Consider the following 7784-nt stretch of genomic DNA (forward strand, 5'->3'; position numbering starts at 1 on the left):
AGAAGTCTAAGGAGTCTAAATAAAGTCTATTTGGATTTTTTGAAAATAGAATAAATCGTGATTCCAAAACCGATTAAAACCGTGGTTGGAGCCAAACGAATACGTCTGAAATTAAAAACATCTTCATTAAAAACATTCGGATCGTTGCTTCCTCCGCCAGACATTAAGATAAAGCCTAAGGCAATAACTCCTATTCCAATTAATAGAATTTTATAGTTAATTCCGTCAAAAAGGAATTCTTGTTTTGGTGCGTGTTCTTCTTTATTGTTGTTTTTCATTTTATTTCTTTTGTGCCGCTGAGCGTAGCCAAGGCTTTTTAAAAATTTGCAAACTAAAATCTATAATCTGCGATCTAAAGTTAATACAGATCGTCAGTTCTTAAATTTAGGAAACGTTGTGTGGCAAAGTGAGTACTTACCCAGGTAATCAAAACTCCTAATCCGAATACGGCTAATAATACCAGTCCAATTAAGGCTTTATCTTCTAAAATACCCAAGCCCGGGAAATTAGTTTCTACATAGAACAAAAGTCCGATAAGGGCAATAATAGCCAGACCGGCACCTAACATTCCTAATTTTACACTGCGCATTACAAATGGCTTACGGATAAACGATTTTGTTGCACCAACCATTTGCATCGTTTTGATGATAAAACGATTCGAATGAATAGATAAACGTAACGAACTGTTGATTAGCAGAACAGCAATAACCGCAAGGAAACCACTGATAATCAAAATCCACATACTTACTTTTTTGATATTGTCATTTACCAGATTAACCAATTGTTTATCATAAACAATATCTTCAATCATGGTGTTTTGACGTAGTTTGCTTTCTATTTTAAGGATACTGTCTCTTTCAACATAATCCGCTTTTAAGTGAATGTCGTAAGAATTCAATAAAGGGTTTTCACCTAAGAAAGTCAGGAAATCTTCTCCGATAATGTCAGTGTGTTCTTTTGCCGCTTTTTCTTTTGTTACGTAAACGAATGATCTTGCAAAAGGAGCTCTTTTTAGTTCAGTATTGAAAGCTTTTATCACGCTGTCATTAGCCTCGTTTTTAAAGAAAACCGTCATGGCAATTTTTTCTTTAAAATCATTAGCCAGTTTTTTAGAATTGATAATGAATAATCCCAGTACTCCTAGTAGGAATAAAACCAGAAATACACTTAATACAACCGAAAAATAAGAGGAAATTAACCTGCGCTTTTGAAATTTATCAAAGTTAGAACTCATAGTTTGCTTAAATTATGGGGTAAAAATAATAAAGAATTTCTTTATATGAAGTTAATAACGGCCAAAGTTTTAACTTTCGTACAATATAAGCAATTTTAGACTTGTATTTTATCGTGATAAAAATGAAGAATTTGTAATTTATTTTTATGTATTAAAATACTTTTGTTACAATCTGTAATAAATGTAAATTTGCGGCTTAATTAATTTAGTGAAAAGCTTAGAACCTTAGTAACTTAGAATCTTAGTCACTTAGAAATGAAATACAATCCAAACGAAATAGAAGCCAAATGGCAAAAATATTGGGCCGAGAACCAAACTTTTGCCGCAAAGAATAATTCTGAAAAACCCAAACATTATGTGTTGGACATGTTTCCTTACCCATCCGGGGCAGGATTACACGTAGGACATCCGCTGGGTTATATTGCTTCAGATGTTTATTCTCGTTTCAAAAGGCATCAGGGTTTCAATGTTTTGCATCCAATGGGGTACGACAGTTTTGGATTGCCGGCAGAACAGTATGCGATTCAAACCGGGCAGCGTCCGGAAGATACTACACGTGTTAATATTGACGGGGGAGTAGATAAAGAAGGAAAACAAATAGCAGGATACAGAAAACAGTTGGATAAAATTGGATTTTCATTTGACTGGGGGCGTGAAGTGCGAACTTCAAATCCGGACTATTATAAACATACACAATGGATTTTTATCCAGTTGTTTAATTCCTGGTACAACAAGAATGTTGACCAAGCAGAAGATATAACAATTTTAGTTGCTCTTTTTGAAAAAGAAGGAAATGTAAATGTAAATGCAGTTTCTGATGATAATATCGGAATTTTCTCAGCTGAGGAGTGGAATGCTTTATCGGCGGACCAACAGGAGAAAATCCTTTTACAATACAGATTGACTTATTTGGCAGAAACAGAAGTAAACTGGTGTCCCGGTTTAGGAACGGTTTTAGCCAATGATGAAATCGTAAACGGTGTTTCAGAACGTGGTGGATTTCCGGTAATTCGTAAAAAAATGACCCAATGGAGTATGCGAATTTCAGCTTATGCAGAGCGCTTGCTTCAAGGTTTAAATGAAATCGACTGGAGCGAGTCTATCAAAGAATCGCAAAGAAACTGGATTGGAAAATCGGTAGGCGCAATGGTTACTTTTAAATTGAAAAATCACGATGAAGTAATTGATGTTTTCACAACCCGCCCTGATACCATCTTTGGAGTAACTTTTATGACTTTGGCACCGGAGCATGATTTGGTGGCTAAAATTACAAGTCCGGAACAAAAAGAGGCAGTTGAAGCGTATATCGAAAAAACAGCAAAACGTTCTGAGCGCGAGCGTATGGCTGATGTAAAAACCATTTCGGGAGTATTTACAGGGGCTTATGCAGAGCATCCATTTACGAAAGAACCAATTCCGGTTTGGATTGGGGACTATGTTTTGGCTGGATACGGAACAGGTGCCGTGATGGCAGTTCCTTGTGGTGATGAGAGAGATTATGCTTTTGCAAATTTCTTTAAAGGTCAGAACGGAATGCAGGAAATCAAAAATATTTTTGCCAACGTTGATATTTCTGAAGCCGCTTATGGTTCGAAAGACAATGTGGAGATCGCAAATTCTGATTTCCTAAACGGATTAAATTATAAAGAAGCTACTAAGGCCGCTATTACGGCGTTAGAAAAATTAGGACAGGGAATTGGAAAAACCAATTACCGTTTGCGTGATGCAGTTTTCTCCCGTCAGCGTTATTGGGGTGAACCATTCCCGGTATATTATGTGAATGGTCTTCCAAAAATGATTGATGCACAGCATTTACCAATTATTTTACCTGAAGTAGAGAAATATTTACCAACCGAAGATGGTTTGCCTCCATTAGGAAATGCAGCAGTTTGGGCTTGGGACACCACAAATAATAAAGTTGTCAATACCGATTTAGTAGATCATGCAACGATTTTTCCTTTAGAATTGAATACCATGCCGGGTTGGGCAGGAAGTTCATGGTACTGGATGCGTTATATGGATGCGCACAACGAAACCGAGTTTGCAGGCAAAGAAGCATTAGCATACTGGGAAAGTGTTGATTTGTATATTGGAGGAAGCGAGCATGCAACCGGACACTTATTATATTCCCGTTTCTGGAACAAATTCTTAAAAGACAAAGGTTTTGCTCCAACCGAAGAGCCATTCAAAAAACTGATCAATCAGGGAATGATTTTAGGGACTACTGCCTATGTTTATAGATTAGAAGGAACGAACACTTTTGTGTCTAAGAATAAAATTGGAGATCAGAATGTACAGCCGCTTCGTGTGGATGTTAATTTTGTAAACTCTTCTGATGAATTGGATGTAGAAAGATTTAAAAACTGGAGAGAAGATTTTAATACGGCAGAATTTGTTTTTGACGAAAACGGAAAATATATCGTCGGACGTGAAGTCGAGAAAATGTCGAAATCGTATTACAATGTAGTAACTCCGGATGATATTTGTAACGAATACGGAGCCGATACCTTGCGTTTGTATGAAATGTTCTTAGGGCCGTTAGAACAGGCAAAACCTTGGAATACGGCTGGTATTTCGGGAGTATTTGGTTTCCTTAAAAAGTTATGGAGATTGTACTTTGATGATAATGGTTTAATCGTAAACAACGACGAACCAACAAAAGACAATTTAAAATCATTGCACAAAACCATTAAAAAAGCGGCAGATGACATCGAGAGTTTCTCTTTCAATACCTCTGTTTCTCAGTTTATGATTTGTGTAAATGAATTGTCTGCTCAAAATTGCCATTCAAGAGCCATTTTAGAACCGTTAGCAATTTTAGTTTCGCCTTATGCACCGCATATTGCAGAGGAATTATGGCAGCAATTAGGAAATACAACTTCAATTTCAGAAGTTTCTTTCCCGGTTTTTGAAGCAAAACATCTGGTAGAAACAAGCAAAGAATATCCGGTTTCTTTTAACGGAAAAATGCGTTTCACCATCGAATTGCCTTTGGACTTAACCAAAGAGCAAATTGAAGAAATTGTGATGAAGGACGAGAGAACTTTACGTCAATTAGATGGGAAAATACCAAATAAAGTGATTATTGTTCCTGGTAAGATTATCAATCTTGTAGGATAAATAAATTTTTCAATATTATAAATTCCAAATTCCAATTTTACGATTGGGGTTTGGGATTTTTTTTGCGCTTATTTTTCAGCCACAAATTGCACAAATTTACACAATTGTTTTTGCGTTTAGTTTGTCTTTTCGACCAACGGGAGAAATCACACTAGTTAATCGACAAAGATTGCCGAGCTGGTTTGCAGAGTTTCTTATGTGATTTGCTGCGTCAGTCGCTATCGCTCGAGTATCCTTCGTCGTAAGGATGAAAAGCTAGGGGTGAGTTTTTTTGAAACAGCTCCAGCGGAGCAAAATATTTATAGCAAATGTAATTTTCCGGTATCAAGAAGCTCCGGCGGAGCAGAACATAAATATTTGAGGCAGTCCCGTTTTATAGTTTTTTTTGTATTGACCGGAATTGATATTGACGTGTGAGAAGATATTTTTTATGAAAAAAAATAATTAATTTTTTGGAGTATCTGAGCCCTTGTAAAGATTGGGGTTTAGACCTATAGATGAAGGTTGGAATTTGGAATTTGGAGATTAATTTTTATTTTTTTTTAAAACGATTTGTAACATTTTAAAATATCTCGTATCCAAAAGGCGAATTTAACTAATAAACCATTTAACAACTTAAATCTATTAAAAATGAAAAAGTATATCATCTTAGTTATCGCCTTATTATTTTCAGCAGTATGTTTAAATGTATTTGCACAAACAAAATCGTATCCGTTCGAAGTTCTTAAAACCGGAAAAGGAAAACAAGCCGTTGTATTTATTCCAGGATTTGCCTCTTCCGGAGATGTGTGGAAGGAAACCAGAGCCAATTTAGAAAAAGATCACACTTGTTATACACTTACCATGGCAGGTTTTGCCGGAGTGAAACCACAGCCGAATGCAAGCTTCAAAAATTGGGAAACTGAAATTGCAGACTTCATCAAAACAAATAAAATCGAAAAGCCAATTGTAATTGGTCACAGTATGGGTGGAGGATTTGCATTGGCTTTGGCAGCAGATTATCCGGAATTGGTTGGTAAAATTGTTGTAGTAGACGCGCTTCCGTGTATGGCTGCTCTGATGGATCCTAATTTTAAATCAAAAGAAAATAACGACTGTTCGTCAATGGTGAATCAGATGACGGCTATGACGGAGACTCAGTTTTTAGACATGCAGAAAAAAACAATGCCAAGACTGGTTCAGGATGCTTCAAAAATTGATATGATAGTGGACTGGAGTGTAAAATCAGACCGAAAAACATTTGCTGAAATGTATTGCGATTTTTCTAATACTGATTTAAGAGAAAAAATCTCACAAGTAAAATGCCCATCATTGATTTTACTGGAATCATATTTTGTAAATTTAAAACCTGCTATTGAAGGACAGTATAAAAATTTAAAAAATGCTAATTTTCAATATGCCGCTAAAGGGTTACACTTTATTATGTATGATGATGCAGCGTGGTATTTAAATCAGGTGAATAATTTCGTAAAATAATACTAATGGAATTTGAAGTTATCTATAAAACGTATTGGGATAGGATTTTCAGGCTTTGCATGGGTTTTGTTAATGATTATGATATTGCTCAGGATTTGGCTCAGGAGACTTTTGTTATTGTCTGGCAAAAACTGGACACTTTTAGAAGCGAGTCGGGCATTGGAACCTGGATTTTTAGGATAGCTTCTAATAACTGTTTGCGGCAAATAGAAAAAGAAAAGCGTTTTCTTAAATCAGATCTTCCGGTTAATTTGCAGGAAGAGAAACAACAATCGTTAGAACCGCAAATCCAGTTTTTGTACCAGTGTATTGCTGAATTGCCTGAAACGGAACGTATTATTATTTCGCTCGAACTTGAGGAAGTAAAACAGGCTGAGATTGCCAAAATTGTGGGGCTTTCGGAAGCAAATACAAGAGTGAAAATTCACAGGATAAAGGAAAAACTGACTCAAAAATTTAAGGAAAATGGACCAAAATAACAATATAGATTTCAAAGATTTGTGGAAAAAACAATCCGTAAGTCAGCCCGATATGAAAGATTTATTGGGAAGATTGAAAGAATTTAAAGCAGCCGGCCTTCGCCATCTGTGGATTACTAATATTTTGCTTTTGGCAACTACTGCATTTATTCTTTTTGTCTGGTACTACTATCAACCGGAATTTATTTCTACCAAAATAGGAATTGTGCTGGTGATTGTGGCCATGGTAATGTATGTTGGTGTTTATAATGGATTATTGGTTGGTTATAAAAATATCGATACGACACAATCCAATCAGGAGTACCTGCAGCGATTGATTCTAATCCGAAAAAAACAGCAGTTTATGCAGTCGACGATTCTGAGTTTGTACTTCATTTTATTGGGTGTCGGGATTGGTTTGTATATGTATGAGTATACTTTGAGAATGCCCCTTGTTTATGCGTTGCTAACGTATGCAGTGGTATTGCTTTGGATAGGAGTGAACTGGTTTTACATTCGTCCGAAACAAATTAAAAAGCAACAAGCAAAAATCAACGATCTGATTGGGAAATTTGAAGAAGTTAATAAGCAATTGGAGTTGTAGAGAAATTTTTTAGCTTTTGTAAAGTCACTTGAGGAATACCCTGACGCCAAAATGTCAAAATGACATTTTTTGAAATTGGTTCAGAATTTGCGGTTTGTACTGTAAATTTAGTAATCAATCAAAAAAACAAAGATATGGGAAGTGGATATTTAATTCTTGCCGGAGCAATTATGTTGTTCAGCTGGATAGTGAGTTCAAGACTCAAGAGTAAATTTGAGCAGTATTCTAAACTGCAATTAAGAAATGGAATGAGTGGTGCTGAAATCGCCGAAAAGATGCTGGCTGATCATGGTATTAGAGATGTTCGAGTTATTTCGACACCTGGTCAGTTAACCGATCACTACAATCCTGCAGATAAAACCGTAAATTTAAGCGAGGTGGTTTACAACGAACGCAATGCGGCTGCGGCTGCGGTGGCTGCGCACGAATGTGGTCATGCGGTACAGCACGCTGTTGGTTATGAGTGGTTGACAATGCGCTCCAGATTGGTGCCGATTGTAAGTGTTGCATCCAATTATGTACAATGGATTTTGTTAGCCGGAATTTTAATGATCAGAACCTTTCCGGGGCTATTGCTGATCGGAATTATCATTTTTGCTGCAACAACTTTATTTACAATTATTACGCTGCCGGTAGAGTATGATGCAAGTAACAGAGCATTGGCTTGGTTGGAAAATAAAAATATGCTGACGCAGCAAGAGCAAGCCGGAGCGAAGGATGCGTTGAAATGGGCTGCGAGAACCTATGTTGTTGCTGCTATCGGATCAATCGCAACCTTGTTGTACTATATCTCGGTCTATTCCGGAAGTAGAAGGAACTAAAGATATAAAATTCAAATTTTTAAAAATCCAAATTCCAACTTTGTTGGGTTTGGATTTTTTTTTTTTTTTTT

Annotated in this window: 7 protein-coding genes; 5 read left to right on the top strand and 2 right to left on the bottom strand. The window is 36.3% G+C overall.

Annotation, left to right across the window (positions count from 1 at the left end; translation table 11 throughout):
• Positions 1-26 precede the first annotated feature (26 nt).
• Positions 27-278 carry a DUF3098 domain-containing protein gene (locus B0A80_RS10200; RefSeq protein WP_017496230.1) on the bottom strand — a complete coding sequence of 84 codons (252 nt, stop codon included), beginning with the start codon at positions 276-278 and terminating at the stop codon, positions 27-29.
• 80 nt (positions 279-358) lie between these two features.
• Positions 359-1234: a cell division protein FtsX gene (locus tag B0A80_RS10205; RefSeq protein WP_017496229.1), complete on the bottom strand. Its 876-nt coding sequence runs from the start codon at positions 1232-1234 to the stop codon at positions 359-361.
• Positions 1235-1489: 255 nt separating this feature from the next.
• Here B0A80_RS10205 and leuS point away from each other — a divergent pair, with 255 nt between their 5' ends.
• The 5 genes from leuS (at position 1490) to B0A80_RS10230 (ending at position 7713) form a co-directional block, all read left to right on the top strand.
• Positions 1490-4354: a leucine--tRNA ligase gene (leuS, locus tag B0A80_RS10210; protein ID WP_089077228.1), complete on the top strand. Its 2865-nt coding sequence runs from the start codon at positions 1490-1492 to the stop codon at positions 4352-4354.
• A gap of 630 nt (positions 4355-4984) precedes the next feature.
• The gene (locus B0A80_RS10215; RefSeq protein WP_089077229.1) at positions 4985-5830 is read left to right on the top strand and encodes an alpha/beta fold hydrolase; all 846 of its coding nucleotides are present in this window, start codon (positions 4985-4987) and stop codon (positions 5828-5830) included.
• A gap of 5 nt (positions 5831-5835) precedes the next feature.
• Positions 5836-6309 carry an RNA polymerase sigma factor gene (locus tag B0A80_RS10220; protein ID WP_026109961.1) on the top strand — a complete coding sequence of 158 codons (474 nt, stop codon included), beginning with the start codon at positions 5836-5838 and terminating at the stop codon, positions 6307-6309.
• The gene (locus B0A80_RS10225; protein ID WP_089077230.1) at positions 6296-6892 is read left to right on the top strand and encodes a hypothetical protein; all 597 of its coding nucleotides are present in this window, start codon (positions 6296-6298) and stop codon (positions 6890-6892) included. Before B0A80_RS10220 ends, B0A80_RS10225 begins: the two co-directional genes overlap by 14 nt.
• Positions 6893-7026: 134 nt before the next feature.
• Entirely contained in the window at positions 7027-7713 is a 687-nt protein-coding gene (locus B0A80_RS10230) for a zinc metallopeptidase (protein ID WP_017496221.1), read from the top strand.
• The last annotated feature ends 71 nt before the right edge of the window (positions 7714-7784 follow it).

Origin of the sequence: Flavobacterium tructae (genome assembly GCF_002217475.1) — a bacterium.
GTDB lineage: Bacteria > Bacteroidota > Bacteroidia > Flavobacteriales > Flavobacteriaceae > Flavobacterium > Flavobacterium tructae.

What these genes read in the sequence shown, in the direction of transcription:
- B0A80_RS10200 (WP_017496230.1), bottom strand. Translation starts at nt 278, where the DNA reads ATGAAAAACAACAATAAAGAAGAACACGCACCAAAACAAGAATTCCTT.
- B0A80_RS10205 (WP_017496229.1), bottom strand. Translation starts at nt 1,234, where the DNA reads ATGAGTTCTAACTTTGATAAATTTCAAAAGCGCAGGTTAATTTCCTCT.
- leuS (WP_089077228.1), top strand. Translation starts at nt 1,490, where the DNA reads ATGAAATACAATCCAAACGAAATAGAAGCCAAATGGCAAAAATATTGG.
- B0A80_RS10215 (WP_089077229.1), top strand. Translation starts at nt 4,985, where the DNA reads ATGAAAAAGTATATCATCTTAGTTATCGCCTTATTATTTTCAGCAGTA.
- B0A80_RS10220 (WP_026109961.1), top strand. Translation starts at nt 5,836, where the DNA reads ATGGAATTTGAAGTTATCTATAAAACGTATTGGGATAGGATTTTCAGG.
- B0A80_RS10225 (WP_089077230.1), top strand. Translation starts at nt 6,296, where the DNA reads ATGGACCAAAATAACAATATAGATTTCAAAGATTTGTGGAAAAAACAA.
- B0A80_RS10230 (WP_017496221.1), top strand. Translation starts at nt 7,027, where the DNA reads ATGGGAAGTGGATATTTAATTCTTGCCGGAGCAATTATGTTGTTCAGC.